The sequence below is a fragment of the Rummeliibacillus sp. TYF-LIM-RU47 genome, assembly GCF_008638315.1.
GTDB lineage: Bacteria > Bacillota > Bacilli > Bacillales_A > Planococcaceae > Rummeliibacillus > Rummeliibacillus stabekisii.
Map to the genome: position 1 here is coordinate 1696669 of NZ_VVIR01000001.1, position 16631 is coordinate 1713299.

General features: G+C 36.0%; 21 protein-coding genes and 1 riboswitch. Of the genes, 8 read left to right on the plus strand and 13 right to left on the minus strand.

Annotated elements, in window-relative coordinates:
* Positions 1–87 precede the first annotated feature (87 nt).
* A riboswitch (SAM riboswitch) is annotated at positions 88–188 on the minus strand.
* A gap of 103 nt (positions 189–291) precedes the next feature.
* A complete protein-coding gene (locus F0527_RS08545) occupies positions 292–618 on the minus strand; it encodes a nucleoside triphosphate pyrophosphohydrolase (protein WP_150284508.1) in 327 nt (108 codons plus the stop codon).
* Positions 619–865: 247 nt separating this feature from the next.
* Between F0527_RS08545 and F0527_RS08550 the strand changes: the two genes are divergently transcribed.
* A complete protein-coding gene (locus F0527_RS08550; protein ID WP_150284509.1) occupies positions 866–1081 on the plus strand; it encodes a hypothetical protein in 216 nt (71 codons plus the stop codon).
* Positions 1082–1373: 292 nt separating this feature from the next.
* Entirely contained in the window at positions 1374–2423 is a 1050-nt protein-coding gene (locus F0527_RS08555; protein ID WP_150284510.1) for a DUF4352 domain-containing protein, read from the plus strand.
* Positions 2424–2765: 342 nt separating this feature from the next.
* Here the strand turns inward: F0527_RS08555 and F0527_RS08560 are convergent, their stop codons facing one another.
* Positions 2766–3341, minus strand: a complete 576-nt coding sequence (locus tag F0527_RS08560) for a superoxide dismutase family protein (RefSeq protein WP_066787473.1) — start codon at positions 3339–3341, stop codon at positions 2766–2768.
* A 151-nt stretch (positions 3342–3492) separates the two neighbouring features.
* On the opposite strand from F0527_RS08560, the gene F0527_RS08565 reads away from it, so the two are divergent.
* On the plus strand, positions 3493–4056 hold the full coding sequence (locus F0527_RS08565; RefSeq protein WP_150284511.1) for a flavodoxin family protein: 564 nt from the start codon (positions 3493–3495) through the stop codon (positions 4054–4056).
* Between the two features lie 48 nt (positions 4057–4104).
* Here the strand turns inward: F0527_RS08565 and F0527_RS08570 are convergent, their stop codons facing one another.
* From F0527_RS08570 to F0527_RS08595, 6 genes are all read right to left on the minus strand, one after another.
* Positions 4105–4797, minus strand: coding sequence for an ABC transporter permease (locus F0527_RS08570; RefSeq protein ID WP_223823581.1), 693 nt, complete (start codon positions 4795–4797; stop codon positions 4105–4107).
* Positions 4798–4802: 5 nt separating this feature from the next.
* A complete protein-coding gene (locus tag F0527_RS08575; protein WP_150284513.1) occupies positions 4803–5723 on the minus strand; it encodes an osmoprotectant ABC transporter substrate-binding protein in 921 nt (306 codons plus the stop codon).
* A 12-nt stretch (positions 5724–5735) separates the two neighbouring features.
* A complete protein-coding gene (locus tag F0527_RS08580) occupies positions 5736–6371 on the minus strand; it encodes an ABC transporter permease (RefSeq protein WP_066787483.1) in 636 nt (211 codons plus the stop codon).
* 25 nt (positions 6372–6396) lie between these two features.
* A complete protein-coding gene (locus tag F0527_RS08585) occupies positions 6397–7527 on the minus strand; it encodes a betaine/proline/choline family ABC transporter ATP-binding protein (protein WP_147193356.1) in 1131 nt (376 codons plus the stop codon).
* A 356-nt stretch (positions 7528–7883) separates the two neighbouring features.
* Entirely contained in the window at positions 7884–8186 is a 303-nt protein-coding gene (locus tag F0527_RS08590) for a YunC family protein (RefSeq protein WP_066787487.1), read from the minus strand.
* Positions 8187–8289: 103 nt separating this feature from the next.
* Positions 8290–8490 carry a cold-shock protein gene (locus tag F0527_RS08595; protein WP_066787490.1) on the minus strand — a complete coding sequence of 67 codons (201 nt, stop codon included), beginning with the start codon at positions 8488–8490 and terminating at the stop codon, positions 8290–8292.
* A gap of 255 nt (positions 8491–8745) precedes the next feature.
* Here F0527_RS08595 and F0527_RS08600 point away from each other — a divergent pair, with 255 nt between their 5' ends.
* Together F0527_RS08600 and F0527_RS08605 are read left to right on the plus strand one after the other, a co-directional pair.
* Complete coding sequence (locus F0527_RS08600) at positions 8746–10689, plus strand: catalase (RefSeq protein ID WP_150284514.1); 1944 nt, start codon at positions 8746–8748, stop codon at positions 10687–10689.
* 152 nt (positions 10690–10841) lie between these two features.
* Positions 10842–11372 carry a ribonuclease H-like YkuK family protein gene (locus F0527_RS08605; RefSeq protein ID WP_066787496.1) on the plus strand — a complete coding sequence of 177 codons (531 nt, stop codon included), beginning with the start codon at positions 10842–10844 and terminating at the stop codon, positions 11370–11372.
* A 91-nt stretch (positions 11373–11463) separates the two neighbouring features.
* On the opposite strand, the gene F0527_RS08610 is transcribed toward F0527_RS08605, so the two are convergent.
* The 4 genes from F0527_RS08610 to F0527_RS08625 form a co-directional block, all read right to left on the minus strand.
* Positions 11464–12354, minus strand: coding sequence for a 3-hydroxyacyl-CoA dehydrogenase (locus tag F0527_RS08610; RefSeq protein ID WP_150284515.1), 891 nt, complete (start codon positions 12352–12354; stop codon positions 11464–11466).
* A gap of 189 nt (positions 12355–12543) precedes the next feature.
* Entirely contained in the window at positions 12544–13020 is a 477-nt protein-coding gene (locus F0527_RS08615; protein WP_066787502.1) for a metal-dependent hydrolase, read from the minus strand.
* A gap of 23 nt (positions 13021–13043) precedes the next feature.
* Positions 13044–13631, minus strand: coding sequence for a Maf family protein (locus F0527_RS08620; RefSeq protein ID WP_150284516.1), 588 nt, complete (start codon positions 13629–13631; stop codon positions 13044–13046).
* Between the two features lie 154 nt (positions 13632–13785).
* Positions 13786–14403, minus strand: a complete 618-nt coding sequence (locus tag F0527_RS08625; protein ID WP_150284517.1) for a nitroreductase family protein — start codon at positions 14401–14403, stop codon at positions 13786–13788.
* Between the two features lie 125 nt (positions 14404–14528).
* Here F0527_RS08625 and F0527_RS08630 point away from each other — a divergent pair, with 125 nt between their 5' ends.
* Positions 14529–14813, plus strand: a complete 285-nt coding sequence (locus tag F0527_RS08630) for a winged helix-turn-helix transcriptional regulator (RefSeq protein WP_066787509.1) — start codon at positions 14529–14531, stop codon at positions 14811–14813.
* Between the two features lie 68 nt (positions 14814–14881).
* Here F0527_RS08630 and F0527_RS08635 read toward each other — a convergent pair whose 3' ends face one another.
* Positions 14882–15445 carry an NUDIX hydrolase gene (locus F0527_RS08635; RefSeq protein ID WP_150284518.1) on the minus strand — a complete coding sequence of 188 codons (564 nt, stop codon included), beginning with the start codon at positions 15443–15445 and terminating at the stop codon, positions 14882–14884.
* A 172-nt stretch (positions 15446–15617) separates the two neighbouring features.
* Here F0527_RS08635 and F0527_RS08640 point away from each other — a divergent pair, with 172 nt between their 5' ends.
* Positions 15618–15962 (plus strand): lmo0954 family membrane protein, encoded by a 345-nt coding sequence (locus F0527_RS08640; RefSeq protein ID WP_147193347.1) that lies wholly within the window; start codon positions 15618–15620, stop codon positions 15960–15962.
* A gap of 14 nt (positions 15963–15976) precedes the next feature.
* Positions 15977–16630: a PspA/IM30 family protein gene (locus tag F0527_RS08645; RefSeq protein ID WP_150284519.1), complete on the plus strand. Its 654-nt coding sequence runs from the start codon at positions 15977–15979 to the stop codon at positions 16628–16630.
* The last annotated feature ends 1 nt before the right edge of the window (position 16631 follow it).

The following is a 16631-nucleotide window of genomic DNA, read 5'->3' on the forward strand; positions in this document are numbered from 1 at the left end:
CTCCAACTCTTCTATCCTCTAAATAGAAAAAACCCTCTTCTTAATGAATAAGAAGAGGGTTGGAATACCATACGAAAAAAAACGCTCCTCTTATCTGCTAGCTTTACGCTACTGGAATTGGCACAGTACTATAATAGTCCGCTGCCGAGGCTTCAAAGGGCCAGTCCCTCCACCTCTCTGGATAAGAAAATCAACATATTAAGTTTGTATAAGTATATAATAACGCAATAAATAGAATTGTCAATGTTTTTTAAAAATTTTTAATTTAGCATTTTAATCTATCTATATATTCTACTCATCTAGCACCTCAACCAAATAAATACCTTTTGAAAAACGTCCACTTTTTTCAGCTTTAGCTAAACGTGATTCTTCCAATTCTTTCAATGAAATATTATAAACTTCTAATGCTGTATGTATAAGTTCCAAAAGGTCTGCCAATTCTTCCTTCATCTCTTCCCTATTTTTTGCTTCGTTTACTTCATAGGCTTCCTCTATGAATTTTTGCTTCATTTTCTGTAGTAACTCTTGTTCACTTAATTGTTCAACTATACATTTTTCCCCTTTTCCTTCGATGATTTGCGGGATAAAATCTCGGACTAATTTATTGTAAATTGGCAATTTGTACTCACCTACCTCTGAGTATTTTAGTATAAATAGAGTTTTTAGTACTGTTTCTTTTTTCTCTATTTTACACTATTTTATAAGAAAAACTAGAATTTAGAATTAATACATTTTATCCTTTATAGGAAACCATCAGCTGATCACCACTATTACCGATTACACACAAAAATTGCCGAATTCTGTTTAAAAAATGGTTTAACTTTTTGAATTGAGGCTATATGTAAAGTAAGAAAGGATGATGAAAATGAAAAAAAATGACAAAGCCGAAAATTTAAAAGAAGGACCATTGGATACACCAGATGAAGTAAAGTCTGATAAAGAAAGTATCTATGACAAAGACCCTGAAATGCAAACGGTTGATCCCATCCCAATGGAGGAGTTAAATCAACAAGTTGAAGATGAAAAACACAACCATCATACAAAGGATACCTCTTCAAGTGAAGAGCGCTATCCTGGCTAGGCTAGTGCTTCTCTATTACTCACATACATCCGTGCAAGACATGTATAAGAGACTTTCATGAGAGTGAAGGTCTCTTTTCTCAAGGGGCGGAATACGAACAAATACATACGGCAACTAGAAGAATCCATACCCTTTCACTGCTTATTTATAAGCATTTCACAAAAATTTTGCAGTTGAATACCTTAGAATGATGATTCTATTGTGAAAGATTGGTTACCATTTGGTTCAGCAAATTAAAAAGAAAACGGAGGGGTTTCCTATTAACAGAAAGAATTGGTGGCTGCTAAGCCTATTGGCTATTCTTACCCTTGCCTTAGCGGCATGTGGAAGCAGCAAAAAAACAAACAAATCTGGAAGCGAAGCGAGTGATATTGCGTTTAAAGTTAATTCTGGAGAATATGTAACAATTACCAAGTATGATGAAACCGATGAAAAGACATATCTCAAATTAAATGTGACAGTCCAAAATAAATCTAAAAATGAAATCCCAGTAAATTCTTCAAACTTTAGTTTATATGGTAGTAAAGATGATGAAAAAATTGACTCTGTCTATGTAAATCCACCGGATGAAGAATCTTTTAAAGAACTATCAGGAAGTATCTCTCCTGAGAAAAAAGCGAGTGGTGACCTCTTTTACCCTGTCAATAAAGAAGAAAAGTATGAGCTTCATTATCAACCGCGCATTTATGATGACAAAGGTGAGAAACATAAAGAGTTAGTAGTATCAGTGGATCCGTCGAAGTATAAAAATGATTCAGAGAATGCCAAGAAAGCTGTAGCAGCTTATGTTGATCAAGTTTTCTTAAGCAATGACAATCCAGATTTTAAATCCTTACTCACAAATGATGTCTTAGCAGACAGCCAAAAGTTTGATGAAGAACTTGCCAATCAATTGAAGGAAGGCTTTGGTGAGTTTACACCATCCATGCGTTTGGAAAAAATGTTTATTGAAAAATACCGAAACGCTTTAAATAAAAAAATTGAGCCTACTTATAAAATCGCTTATGGTGATTCAAAACAAGCTAAAATAAATGTTAGCTTTAAAAATTTCGACACATCAGATCTTTATAAACAATCTCGAAAAGTAAGCGAACAATTTGCTAAGAAAAACCAAAATAAATATAGCTATAAAGAATATAAAAAAGCTCAAGAAGATGCTTTAAATTACACATTTAGCCGTATTGATCAAATTATGAACAATACGAGTTTGAAAGATGATAGTCGTGAATATGCACTCATTTTAAAAGAAGCAGATGGTAAATGGACAATTCAAAAGACAGACCAAGATATGAATAGCGAATACGATGATTTGCTTAAAGCATTCGTATTACAGACTTATTAAATAAAAAAAACCGCTTGAATGGTAATATTCAAGCGGTTTTTATTTTGGTTAAATAAATATTCTTCTTTACGCAGAAGACTATTACTGATTTTTTTATAATGTTATCACCCATATTTTCTAGAAAAAGTTCTAATCCTTAACGGATAACACTAGATATAAGTAACTACACATTTTCTTCGACATCAAGACGCAACCAACCGACAGCTTATCATGGTCTCCGTTGTTGAAACAACATACTTAATCGTCTTTACTTATTGAGAATAATGAGCGACAGCTTGAAGGTGGCTTTGTCGCTCTCTCGTCTGGTAGTCAAAATGATATGACCTTAGCTTTTTTAAGATGTTAATTATTTTTTTCAATTACTCCGCAAGCAATTCGTGCGCCTGAATTACCGCTCGGATCAGTTTTATAGTCATCTGCTTTTTCGTGAATAACAAACGCACTTCCATCCTTGTCAAACAATGTATTATGCGCTCCCTCTTTTAAGGTGAAGGCCTTGGTCGCAAAACCTACATCTACTGTTCCATCCTCTTCCACTTGTATATTTGGAAGATCGCCTAAATGATAACCTTTTGCGTTGTAGTATCCGTGAACTTTGTGAGTTGGATTAAAATGACTTCCTGCAGATTCGAATGTTGGTTTCTCACATATCCCTTTTTCATGAATATGGATCCCATGGTCTCCTGGTGGTAAACCCTGTAACTTCAAATCGATTTGTACGCCCTTTTCATTTTCTGTCAAATTCGCTTTCCCTAACTCTTTACCTTCTGTATTAATAAACTTAGCCGTTGCGTGAATGGTTGTATTTTTTTCTCCACTTACTGGTTTTAAGTTGTCTACTTTTTGTTTGTTTGTCGAACACCCGGTTAGAATGAGAAGCACGACTAACATAGGCCAAGTATTTTTTAATAATTTCATTTAAAACACTCCTTTCTCTCAGAGTGGCCAGCTAAGCCTTTTTTTATTCGATATGTTTGTGATTCTTTTTGTCCACTTTTTGAAATTTCTAACAATTTAAAACTTTATTAAGTTATAATAGAGAATAAGAACGATAGAAAGGAGAAATTGTATGAAAATCACTACCTTTATAGGAAGTTCTCGCGCTAATGGTAATACAGAAATTCTCACTGATATCGTAACAAAAAATGTAACTCACAGACGCATCTATTTAAAAGATATTATGATTAAACCTATCCATGATTTGAGACATGATATGAAAGGTTTTAGACCAGTTGCTGACGATTATGATCAAATCATTGAAGCCATCCTAGAAAGTGATGTATTGATTTTCTCTACACCTGTTTATTGGTATAGCATGACTGGATTAATGAAAAACATGATTGACCGCCTCAGCCAAGCCATCCGTGACGAGCGTTATCCAGATTTGAAGGAACACTTAAAGACTGTTAACGCAATTGTAGTAACAGTGGGTGGCGACATTCCACGCATTAAAGCATTGCCGCTAATCCAGCAATTTAAATACACATTTGATTTTCTCTCCATTAACTTTTCTACTTACATTATCGGTCAAGGCAGAAGACCAGGTGACGTTGTGAAAGACGAACAAGCAGTTGCAGAAGCTTTGTTGTTAAATGAAAAGCTAAAATTGGAATCAAAATCGAACGCACATTAATAAAGAGGGATTGGCATAAGCCAATCCCTCTTTTAAAAACCGAAGTTTTTATTCTTGTAAAGACTGTACCTTAAGTTGATCTCCCTTACGTCTTCTCATGGGGTCCATTCGCCTTTCCACAACACTTAGCAAAACATCAACTATTATTGCCATAAATGCGGTAGGAATAGCCCCTGCTAAAATGATGGCTGTTCCGTCGGTCGCATTTGTACCGCGAATGATAATATCGCCAAGACCACCTGCTCCAATAAATGCCCCTATAGCTGTAATCCCGATGGCAATTACTAAAGCAATACGAATTCCCGCAATAATTACCTTCAAGGATAGAGGTAATTCAATCATATAAAGCACTTGCAAACGCGTCATACCCATGCCTTTACCGGAATCAATTAAATTATTTTCTATTGTTGTGATGCCAGTATATGTGTTTTTAATAATCGGTAACAAAGAATATAGAAATACGGCAACAATAACCGTTGTTTTCCCCAGCCCCATACCAAGCATAAGAATAGCGAGCAAAGCTAGGGCTGGGATAGTCTGGATTATGTTTGCTAATGTAATCAAAGGACTTGCGAGCTTTTTATATTTTGCTATTAGTATCCCAATCGGAATACCAAACAACGCCGCTAGCAGTACACCGTAAACAGATATTAAAAAGTGGGTCGTAAACTGGGTTAACACATACATACCGTTTTCTTGGAAGTAGTACATAAATTGCTCAAATGTATTCAACTTTGTCATATCCTTCATTGCCCATCTCCCCCTTTCTCATCGAAATAATTATGCTCTTCTAAGAATTTTTCGGCGACAACTGCTGGCTCGATTAAATTATTATCAGCTTCATAATTTAACTTTTGCATTTGTTTAGTCGAAATCTTTCCTATTAATTTTTCAATGGATTTTCTTACTTTTGGTTTTTTTTCTAGTAGCTCATTTGTTGCAAAAGGACTGGCATCATATGGAGGGAAAAAGTGTAAATCGTCCTCCAAAATTACTAAATCATAACTTGCTATACGGCCATCTGTTGTGTAGCCCAGCACAACGTCCATTTTTCCGGCTGAAACGGCATCATAGACAAGGCCGATTTGCATAGGGAAAACATCTTTAAAATCAAAACCGTATTCTTTTACAAAAGCCTTATAACCGTCCCCTGGCCTGTTCATCCAAGAGGTATCAACCCCAGCTTGGAGCTTGCTAGCAACCTTCTTTAAATCGCTTACCTTTTTCAAATGATATTGCTTTGCTGTTTTACGAGTCACCATAAATGCATACGTATTGGCAAATCCATACGAATCAAAGAACGTTTGATTATATTTTTTATCAAACCTATCTTGTACAAACGTTAATGCTTTATGAGGATTCTTAAGCGGTTCTGCTTGAAGTACCCCCGTCAAATCCGTCCCTGTATATCTAACGGCAGAAATGTTGGCATCCCCATTTTGCATGGCTTGATGCGCTACAACACTTGATCCTAAATTATTAATAAGCTCTACTTTTTCATTCGTATCATGCTCGATTAATTGCTTCAACATATTACCCATAATTTGACTTTCGGTTGTTACCATAGAAGCTACTTTGATCTCATCCACATCTTGGTTTGACTTATTACATGCAGTAATTGTGAACACAAGCAAGATAACTACAATTCCTTTTAACCATTGTTTCATATTCATTTCCTCCTATCTTACAATCCTTAATCCCTTAGGCGTAGCCCATTTTTCAACTTTCGATAAAATAAAGTCACTAATGAGCGCAAGCAATGTAACAAGCACTGCACCGCCTATGATGAAATCAGGCTGATAGAGGTTAAGCCCATTGAAGATAAAGTCGCCGAGACCCCCAGCACCAATATAAGAAGCAAGCGTAGCCCATGAAATCACATACACAGCTGATAAACGAATACCTGCCATAATAACAGGGATGGCAATGGGCAATTCTACTAAGCGGATGGTCTGAATTGTAGTCATTCCCATACTAATGCCTGCAGCAACTAAATCTTTATTGACTGAGCGCATACCTATGTATGTGTTATTTAGGATGGGAAGCAGAGTATAAATAAAGAGGGCGATAATTGCGGGTACCTTACCAACGCCAATAAATGGAATCATCATAGCTAAAATAGCTAATGAGGGTAGCGTTTGAAGAATACTAGTAATGCCAAGTACTACTTTGGCCACTTTTTCAGTTTTAGACAGGATTATACCAAGAGGGACCGCCACAATAATGCCCAGCAACAGAGCAATAATTGAAATATAGAAATGCTCAAAAGTCTTTTGAATAATCGCGCCACTATTTTCCGTTAAAAAATCAATCATAATATCCAGTCCTTTCTACTATTAACTATTGTTCTGTGTTCTCTTCTCCCCAAATAGTGTCGTACACCATATCTACTATATTGGCGCGTGTTATCAAACCAATTAATCGTTTCTCTTCATCAATCACTGTAATATTCTTTAAATTTCGGATTAGAATACGACGCACTGAATCTTGCAGCTTTGTTCCTGTTTTTACAAACTCTACTTCCCGGTTCATTGTGTCAGCAATACTTTGGGTCGTATGTCTAGCTGATGTGATCATCTCTACATTCAAATAGCCTAATAAACGTCCATGACCATCTGTTACGAACAGTGTATCAACCCTTTTTGATACCATTAATTTAATGGCTTCATCTAAACTCTTTTCAAGAGTAATAGAGACAGGCTTAATCATCACATCATCTACTATTTTTGCGCTTGGTTTCTCCTGGATAAGCCTGTGCGAACCAATGAACTCTTTAACAAAATCATTTGCTGGGTGTGTAAGAATTTCATCCGGTGTGTCAAATTGAACCATCTCACCATTGTGCATAATGCAAATTCGGTCAGCAAGTTTAATGGCTTCATCCATATCATGCGTGACAAAGATGACAGTCTTACCTAAACGTTGCTGTAAATCTTTCATCAAATCCTGCAGTGTATCCCGTGTTATAGGGTCAAGCGCTCCAAAGGGCTCATCCATTAAGATGATATCTTGATTTGCAGCAAGTGCCCGTAGCACGCCAATACGTTGCTGTTGTCCCCCTGAGAGCTGTACAGGATATAAATCTAAATAATTCTCCGGCAAATTGACAAGGCCGATTAATTTCTCTGCTGTTTCATCTTTTTTATCTTTCGACCACTTTAGTAGTTTTGGAACTAGTGTTATATTCTCGCGAATGGTCATATGTGGCATTAATCCGATTTGCTGTATTACATAGCCAATGCTTCTTCTCAAAGTGACAGGATTCATTTTTGATAAATCTTTTCCGTTTAATGTAATCGTTCCACTAGAAGGTTCGATCATTCGATTAATCATGCGAAGAGCTGTCGTTTTCCCACTGCCGCTTGTGCCAATAAACGCAATAAATTCCCCTTCTTTTATTTCAAGATTTAAATCATTTACTGCTTTTTTTCCTCCCCGATATTTCTTTGTTAAATGCTCAATCTTCAACATCTAAATCCCCTCTGCTTTCTATCTATTTAACTTCTATACCCTATACCCATAAAACTATTCTAACAAAACAAAATATTTTTACAAATTAACGGCATATAAGTAAGCAACCAAGCGATTAATTATTAACTTAAAATTCAATTTTTATCAATGTTGATATTTTCTATAGCTAATTCCTAAGTCTTATACTCAATAGGATTTTTATCTTTTAGAAAGTATTTAAAGATAATAATTAAATGATAATAGAATTTAAAGCGATGCTTGAAAATATTTACACATAATAAAAGCGCACTCCATTTAGGAATACGCTTGTAATAGATGTATTGAAAAGAAAAAGAAGCCTATGTTTATTTCCTTCATTATACCATTTTTAATAATGCATCCTTGCCAATCATCCCTTTTGTAATTCCTAATGCCTCTGCTTCAAAGGTAACTGATTCAAGCGGTGCGTTTAATAGCTGATCAATAGTTTTCACACCTACCGCCCTGCCAGCAACAATTTTCCTGTCCGCCAGCTTTTGATTTAATAAACCTACATCCAATGCTCCGCACATGATATAGCCTTTATCATTTGATACTGTTAGCAAAGTGGTTTTAGGCAAAAAAACAGAAACAGCAATAAAAGAATGGCCCTCAATAATATACGTTTCAGTTGAAACCATCATATTCCCTCCTCATTCTATACATATGGGAATAACCACCAAGGGGTGCGTTCAATTTTTGAAACAAAAAAAAGCACCCTGTAAGAGGATGCTTTTATAAATATTAAAGTTTTACAACGTTAGTTGCTTGTGGTCCGCGGTTGCCTTCTTCTACTTCGAATTCAACTTTTTGGCCTTCGTCAAGAGTTTTGAAGCCTTCGCCTTGGATTGCAGAGAAGTGTACGAATACATCGTTGCCGCCTTCTACTTCGATGAATCCAAAACCTTTTTCAGAGTTAAACCATTTTACTGTACCTTGTGTCATGTGTAATGACCTCCTAAAAAATATTAATAATTAATACATATCCCCTGCAAAAAAATTCACCTAGCAAAGAAGTATCGAGTTAACACGATCACTTTTTTTACTAGGTGAATGTATTGTTTACGATGAGCCGATTTAATTATTGTCTTTATTATACATCATGCTTTACCAGTTGTCCAATAATTCTTTTGTCTAATATGTTTTAGGGATATATGTTTGGGCTATTTACAAAGGTAGATTGACATGGGAGGCATATGTATGCAAAAAAGAGATGATGATTATGAAAGAAGTATTTTAGCAGATAAAAAAATCAATAGTAGCATAAATAAAAAAACTAAGAAGAAACAGGAAAGAAATACAATTAAGCAAGAACTTTATTTGCGTGAAAAAGTAAACTTTAATTCAGAACAAATCCCTGAACGTGTTCTTTATGCCAACGGAATTGGGGCATACGGTCAGTTCGAATTATATGAGTCCCTAGAGGAATATACAAAAGCGAGTTTCCTTACAAATCCATCTAATATAACACCTGTATTCGTTCGTTTTTCTTCCATGCAGAGTTCACGAGGAACTAATGATACTCAAAGAGATGTCAAAGGCTTTGCAACAAAGTTTTATACGGAAGAAGGCAATTTTGATTTAGTCGGAAATAATGTACCTATTTTCTATATACAAAATACAAGGAAATTCCACGAACTGGTACGTGCCGTAAAGCCGGATTTCAATCAAGAATTTGTAAATGGTACAAACGCACATGATCAATTTTGGACCTTCGCCGCTAAAAATCCCGAAACTGCACATATGGTCATGTGGCAGATGAGCGATCGCACAATTCCTCGCTCTTATCGTATGATGGAGGGATTTGGCGTTCATACATTCCGCTTGGTAAATAGGAAAGGAAAGACTCACTTTGTCAAATTTCACTGGAAACCTTCACTTGGCGTCCATTCATTGGTCTGGGATGAAGCACAAAAAATTGGTGGCAAAAATCCCAATTTTCTAAGCCAAGATCTATTGGAAGCAATCAAGAAAGGTGATTATCCAGAATGGGAATTAGGCTTGCAATTGATTTCGGAAGAAGACCAATTTTCTTATGATTTTGATATCCTTGATCCCACTAAAATTTGGCCTGAAGAAGACGTGCCTGTTAAAATTATTGGAAAAATGACGTTAAACCGGAATGTCGACAACGGTTTTCTAGAGACTGAACATGTCGCCTTCCATCCAGGACATCTAGTCCCAGGTATCGAAATTTCTGAAGACCCGCTCTTACAAGGTAGGATACTCTCCTATACAGATGCACAGGTAGAACGGCTAAGGGGCCCTAATTTTCTTCAAATACCCATTAACCAGCCGATATGTCCTTTCCAAAACAACAACAATAATAATAATGGCTTTCTTATCCCAGAGGCTACCAATGAGCAACAGGCTCCCACACCCAAAAATCAAGGCTTTTTTGAAGAAAGTCAAGAAAACATGGGTGGTAACAAGCGTGGAGAGCAAACAGAAAGTTTTCAGGATCACTACTCACAAGCAAAGCAGTTTTTGAATAGCTTAATGCCTTATGAACAACAACACCTATTAGAAGCTTTTACTTATGAAATCGGCAAATGTAAATCTCAGGAAGTCAAAAATAATGCGGTGGATTTTATTAATCATATCGATCATTATTTAGCTAAAAAAGTAGCTGATAATGTAGGGGCTAAGATACCTAACAAGAACCTAGAAGTAAAATCAACCAAGCTGTCCCCTGCCCTAACAATGGCAGATACAGTATGCAAACCTGATACTAGAAGTGTCGCCATTATTTTAAATGGTACTCCTAATACGCAGCAATTAACAGAATGGGTCCAACAACTTGTAGAACATAAAATTAATTACAGTATTATTGATAAAAAAGTACATCGTATAAATGAGATGCTAAAGGCCTCTGAAACTTATAGCACTGTTGATTCAGCACAATATGATTCCGCAATATTAATAAGTCCAAATCCAACTATTCCATCTAAAGTGCTTGAACTTGTCGAAATGACTTATGTACACCACAAGCCGCTTGCATTAGCCGTTTTAAGTCCAGAATCACTATTATATACGCGTATAAAGATGGAAGAACAAGGCGTATATGATTTAACATTCACGGAATTTGAACAGTTTATTGAAGGTATAGCACAAGCCCGATTTTGGGAAAGAATTATTGACTAAACAAAGTAAATATAAAGGCAAAACATGAAGTATGTTTTGCCTTTTCTTTGGGTATTCTTGTAGAAAATTAGCGTATTATGCGAAGCAGATTAATCACAACCTCACTGCTTCTGTATATACTATTATATACCTATTGAAAAGAGCGTGATTAAATGGATCTGTTTCAAGCCGACCCTTTTCAAAATCTTCAAGAAAAGAATATGGATTTTGAAGACGTATTTCGTGAAATTGCATACTTTATGAATCGTAACCCCTTAGGAAACTATAGATTAATTGTCGGGACAGATTCTCAAGTTCATAAAGTAGATACCATTTTCATTACTGGAATCGTGGTGGTGGATGAAGGTAAACGAGTCTGGGCATGCATGAGGCGTGTACTTGTGCCTCGTAAAATGGTACATCTGCATGAACGCATATCTTTAGAACTCTCTTTTACAGAAGAAATCGTGTCCCTTTTTACAGAGGAAAGAAAGAAGCAGCTGATCGAGATTATTTTACCGAATATTTATAATGGTGCTACCTTTACAATGGAGGGCCATATCGATATCGGTTCAGGCCAACGCAACAAAACCCGTGAATTTGTACATGAAATGGTGAATCGAATTGAATCAATTGGAGTAGAACCCAAAATAAAACCAGATGCTTTTGTTGCTTCTTGTTATGCTAATCGCTATACGAAATAAATTATTAGAAAAATGAGAAAAAATTTCCCGAGAAATACTTCTTTAAACAAAATAAGAGAAGCAATCATATCATTGATTGCCTCTCTTATTTTTATGCTTTCAAGAAATTCGGATCTAAATAAGCAGGGTTTGGATATTTATAATACCCCTCGCCGGACCCTTTTCCTAGTTTCCCTTGGTCAATAAATTCTTTCTTCAACCGGTCGGCAATTGGTTGAAGTTCTGGGTGTGCTTTTGCTGATGTGGATACAATATTATAAGCCGTTTCAATACCAACAACATCTAAGATTGCAAACGGTCCCATAGGAGCTCCTGTAGCAAGCATCCATGTTTTATCGATTGTCTCAGGATCCGCTACACCTTTTGCCCATAAGCCTTGGGCTGCATTTAATAATGGAACTAAAAGCGAATTTAAAATATAGCCAGGCTGTTCTTTCAGAATACGAAGTGGCACCATGCCGATTTCTCTGGCAAATTCGACTAGTTGATCTACATACTGTTCGTCTGTTCCACTATGTCCCATAATTTCAGCTGTATTGTTCTTCCACACTTCATTTGCAAAGTGTAGTGCTAGAAACTTCTCCGGTCTTCCAGTATATTCAGCAAATTGACTAGGAAGCAAAGTTGAAGAGTTCGTGGCAAATATTGTTTTTTGCGGAGCTACAGAAGCCAATTCTTGATAGAAGCTGATTTTAATTTCAGTCAACTCAGGAATTGCTTCAATAAGTAAATCAGCATCCTTTACTGCTTCCTGTAGGCTTGTACTATATGTTATACGACTTAATGCAGCCTTTGCATTTTCTTCATCTTTAAAATAATCTGCATACACATCTTGCAATTTTAACAAACGTTCTTTCGCTTTAACAATCGCAGTTTCATTAATATCATAGACACTTACTTGAAAACCATGAAAAGCAGATTGAAAGGCAATCTGGCTACCTAATACACCACTGCCTGCAACTGTAATGTGTTGAAATTCCATTTGTACCACTCCTTCAATTTGTATATAGAACTTTTTGATTATCCGTTCATACATCTTAAATCTACCATACCTCATTAAATTTTGTCGATATTTGCAGATCGGTGCTGCTACTTGTATATAGGAAAAGGCTTGGTTTATTAGAAGAAAAAAAGAACAAACATGCATGGTTTCGCAGGTTTGTTCTATTTATTAGTGCAAATGCATTATTTCAAAGCTGAAATAAAGACATGCAATGAGTAAGCAAAGCGCCACTGCTCCTTCTATTTTGCTCCCTGTTCGTGTTGTTAAAGGAAAACGAACTTTCACTTTTATTGGGAAAAATAGCTGGATCCCCTGCTTTGTACACATATCAAGCACAAAATGGCTCGCCATGCCGATTAGAAGGCCCATTTTAATTGCATCATTGGTTACGTATGTGTGTAATGCCCAAGCAACAATCAATAAAAATAGTAAACTGTGTGTAAATGAACGGTGCCCAAATAATCCATTTATCAATTTGGACAATGCGGGAAATGTACGGCCAATAATACTTCCTCCATGGCAAATATCAGGAATTAATGCGCCGATTGCGCCAGCTGTTCCCAAAAGCAATGGTGAATCAACACTTGTTTGACCAAAAGCAAGACATGCTGCAATACCGCCAATGATGTGTGTCTTTCCTGTCATGCTTCATCCTCTTTCTTATTTTTTTAAATAGAAATCAACTTTGTTTCCACTAGCAATTCTGTAAGCCGAGCTAAGGGCAATCCCACTACATTTAAATAATCTCCTTTTATTCCCTCAACCAAGAACACGCCATCTGTCTGAATACCGTAACCTCCAGCCTTATCATAACAATCTCCTGTTGCTACATAAGCCTCAATAAGGGTATCGGGCACTTGTTTAAAATATACCTCTGTCTTTTCTACAAAGGCTAGTTTATTTCCAACATCGTCTATAATGGCAACCGCTGTCATCACTTCATGCACATTTCCACGGAGCTGTTTGAGATGCTTGATGGCCTCATTTGCATCTTTTGGCTTATGTAGCAATTCTTGTCCTTTTACTACGATAGTATCCGCTCCAATCACTACATGCCCTGGATTGCGCTTCGCTACATCAGTTGCTTTAAGTAGCGCCACTTTCTTCACATATTGAGCTGGGTTATCATCTTTTATACTTGTTTCCTCTACAGTTGCCACTAAAATCTTAAAAGGTACATTCAAACGTTTGAAAAGTTCTTTGCGCCTCGGGGAAGCTGAAGCCAAAATAAATGATTTTTCTGTCGTAAAGTTCATAACATCACTCCTTGTCCTATCATACCTAAAATGAAAGCCAAAAGAAAATTCTTTTTAAAGTAGCTCATACTCCAAATTTCACATGCCTATAGGCATCGCTATAATTGTATAAAAAATGCCCATCCAAACTGGTGGATGAGCATTATCATGTTTATTAAATAAATGTAGTAATATCATCAATGTCTAATCGAGATGATCCGTAAGCAGGTGCTGTGCCTTTCCCAATTGAGATTAATAGCATAGGTTTTACATTCTCTTCAAGATTGAAGTATTCTGCAAACTTCACTTTATCAAAACCGCCCATTGGCACTGTATCATAGCCATGCTCTTTTGCTAATAGCATGATTTGCATAGAAATAAGGCCAGCATCAAATGTAGCAATATTTGTTAAGATTTCTTCTGGCAATTGAGGGTAAAGGTTTTGCGCATTTTGGATTAGTAGTGATGCACGTTCATGCTCCATATGCCCTTCTGCGACGTTTTTCATGTAAATTTCTTCTGTTTTTTCATACATTTTAGTATCGCCTAAAACAGCGATTACCGCAGATGCAGTTTCAATTTGTTCTTGGTTATTAGCAATTTTGCGCAAGTCTTTCTTTTTCGCTTCATCTTGAATGACTAAAAAACGCCATGGTTGAAGATTACTAGAAGAAGGTGCTGAAGTAGCTTCCAATAAAATTGTTCTTAACTCATCTGCTGAAATTTTAAAACCAGGGTCGTACTTACGTACAGATTTACGTTCTTGCATTACTTTATATACTGAATTTGTCATTATAGTATCCTCCAAAACTTACTTTAAGTTAGTTATTGTATTCGAAAATATATTACTTTAAGTAAGTTAATTTGTCAATATTTCGTGCCTGTATGCTACAATTAGTTTATAGGGAGGGATTTGATTTGGACTGTTGCCATGAAACAATTGAATTTTTAGGAAAACGCTGGATGGTGCGGATTATTCACGTTTTATTAGATGGCCCGAAAAGATATCATGAAATCTATTCTGCCATCCCTGGTATATCGGACAAACTATTATCACAGCGCCTCCAAGAATTAATAGATGCCCATTTAGTCGAGAAAGATTATATTGAAGCATCACTAAAAAAGGTTTCGTATTCGCTAACAAACAAAGGATATGCTTTTCAAAAAGTCATTTGTGCCTTCAATGATTGGCAAAAGCTTTAAAAGATAAAGGAAAACTCCACTTAGTGTGGAGTTTTCTTTATTTTCTATAACAAGTCATTTGAATATTATTAATCCTGCACATTTCTAAGTTTTTCATTTAGTTTTGTATAGACTTGTTTCATATATGGTTCAGAGCTTCTTTCAATTGCTTCATCTAAACTCATCCATTCAATCGCACTATTTTCATCAGGCGCTATAGTTGTACCTTCGCCCTCATCTGCTTCTATTAAAAAGGTAACATTCAGATGCACATGTGTACCAACATACTTACCTTTCTTCATATGTCCGTCCACACCTAAAATTTCAATTGAATAATAATCCGACATTAAAGGTTTAATATTTTTTAGCCCTGTTTCTTCCTCTGTTTCTTTTAAGGCAACATGTAAAAGGTCTGCATTTCCATCTGCATGTCCACCCATCCACGCCCACGATTGATATTGATTATGGAAAGCCATTAATACCTTTGTTCGCTCTTTATTCACAATCCAAGCTGATGCAGTAAAATGTGCAAATTCATTATCTCTTGTCAAAACATCTGAAAATTGATCTATATACCGAAGCATAAGTTCTTTATCTTTTTTTTCTTGCTCATTGTATGGGCAATATGCCATCAATTCATTACGAATAGTCATATGTATATCTCCTTTTGTATTTTCTTTTATATTCTATCGAAGTTAGAAGTGGCGGTCAAAATAGTCTTAGAGCATCTCAGCCTCAAGACCTAGAGTAAAATCAATACTCCGGCCGTTTGTACATAATGAAATTCAGCGTAACATAAAGGTACAAACGAAGGAGGAAAAAACAATGAAAAAAATTGGTTTATTCGTCATAGGCAGTATCGCAGCCATTACCATTCTCTGTTCATTAGGTCCACTAACAGGATTGGCTATCTCGGCCGCTATTCTTTTTACGGGGGTGCATTTCTATTTACAAAGCAGCTCCACTTTTTCAAAAATTATTTGGGCACTTGTTGCCATCTCAGGTTTATTAACAGCTGCAGCTAATATTCCTGGGTTCATCGGAATAGCAGCACTAGCTGTTATTTGGGTGGTTTATCGTAAGTGGAAACATTCTGAAAACGAAACTTTCACTGCATCAGATGATCCATTTACAAACTTTGAAAAACAATGGAATGAAATCACAAAATAAGAGGAGGAAAAAATATGGCTAACTTATGGCAACGCCTAAAATATACAGTGGAAGCAGATTTAAATGAAATGTTTGATAAAAAAGAGGATAAAAATCCAATTAAGATGTTAAATCAGTATATCCGTGAAGCAGAAAAGCAAACAGAGGAAACAGGCAAATTATTAGAGCGACAAGGTACATTGCAACATAAACTCGAAAAAGAATTAGCAGATACAAATGAAATGAAAAATAAACGAAGCATGCAACTGGATTTGGCTAATAAAAGCGGTGAACAAGATTTAATCGCATTTGCCCAACAAGAATTTGATGCGTATTCACAACGTAGCATCGTTCTTCAGGACAGTATTGATAAATCTACCGAAGAGCTCATTGGCTTGGAACGTAAGTATGAAGAAATGAAGCATAAAATTAAAGATATGAAAGTGCGTCAATTACAATTGATGGGTAAAGAAAATGTCGTTCGTGCACATAATCAAATGAACCAGTTTCTCCAACCAGAATCTTCAAACAAAATAAATGGTCGACTTGAAACTTTTGAAGCTATGCAGAGTTATATCGATCACCTTGGTCAAAAAATTGACAGTCAACATGAAATCACATCTATGGAAGAACGCTTAGCGCGACTGGAAGCAAATAACTCAAAAAATGAGGAAATCGAATCCATATAAT

Coding starts and splice junctions, on each gene's coding strand:
- F0527_RS08550 (WP_150284509.1), top strand. CDS start 866: ATGAAAAAAAATGACAAAGCCGAAAATTTAAAAGAAGGACCATTGGAT.
- F0527_RS08560 (WP_066787473.1), bottom strand. CDS start 3,341: ATGAAATTATTAAAAAATACTTGGCCTATGTTAGTCGTGCTTCTCATT.
- F0527_RS08565 (WP_150284511.1), top strand. CDS start 3,493: ATGAAAATCACTACCTTTATAGGAAGTTCTCGCGCTAATGGTAATACA.
- F0527_RS08570 (WP_223823581.1), bottom strand. CDS start 4,797: ATGACAAAGTTGAATACATTTGAGCAATTTATGTACTACTTCCAAGAA.
- F0527_RS08575 (WP_150284513.1), bottom strand. CDS start 5,723: ATGAAACAATGGTTAAAAGGAATTGTAGTTATCTTGCTTGTGTTCACA.
- F0527_RS08580 (WP_066787483.1), bottom strand. CDS start 6,371: ATGATTGATTTTTTAACGGAAAATAGTGGCGCGATTATTCAAAAGACT.
- F0527_RS08585 (WP_147193356.1), bottom strand. CDS start 7,527: ATGTTGAAGATTGAGCATTTAACAAAGAAATATCGGGGAGGAAAAAAA.
- F0527_RS08590 (WP_066787487.1), bottom strand. CDS start 8,186: ATGGTTTCAACTGAAACGTATATTATTGAGGGCCATTCTTTTATTGCT.
- F0527_RS08595 (WP_066787490.1), bottom strand. CDS start 8,490: ATGACACAAGGTACAGTAAAATGGTTTAACTCTGAAAAAGGTTTTGGA.
- F0527_RS08600 (WP_150284514.1), top strand. CDS start 8,746: ATGCAAAAAAGAGATGATGATTATGAAAGAAGTATTTTAGCAGATAAA.
- F0527_RS08605 (WP_066787496.1), top strand. CDS start 10,842: ATGGATCTGTTTCAAGCCGACCCTTTTCAAAATCTTCAAGAAAAGAAT.
- F0527_RS08610 (WP_150284515.1), bottom strand. CDS start 12,354: ATGGAATTTCAACACATTACAGTTGCAGGCAGTGGTGTATTAGGTAGC.
- F0527_RS08615 (WP_066787502.1), bottom strand. CDS start 13,020: ATGACAGGAAAGACACACATCATTGGCGGTATTGCAGCATGTCTTGCT.
- F0527_RS08620 (WP_150284516.1), bottom strand. CDS start 13,631: ATGAACTTTACGACAGAAAAATCATTTATTTTGGCTTCAGCTTCCCCG.
- F0527_RS08625 (WP_150284517.1), bottom strand. CDS start 14,403: ATGACAAATTCAGTATATAAAGTAATGCAAGAACGTAAATCTGTACGT.
- F0527_RS08635 (WP_150284518.1), bottom strand. CDS start 15,445: ATGACTATTCGTAATGAATTGATGGCATATTGCCCATACAATGAGCAA.
- F0527_RS08640 (WP_147193347.1), top strand. CDS start 15,618: ATGAAAAAAATTGGTTTATTCGTCATAGGCAGTATCGCAGCCATTACC.
- F0527_RS08645 (WP_150284519.1), top strand. CDS start 15,977: ATGGCTAACTTATGGCAACGCCTAAAATATACAGTGGAAGCAGATTTA.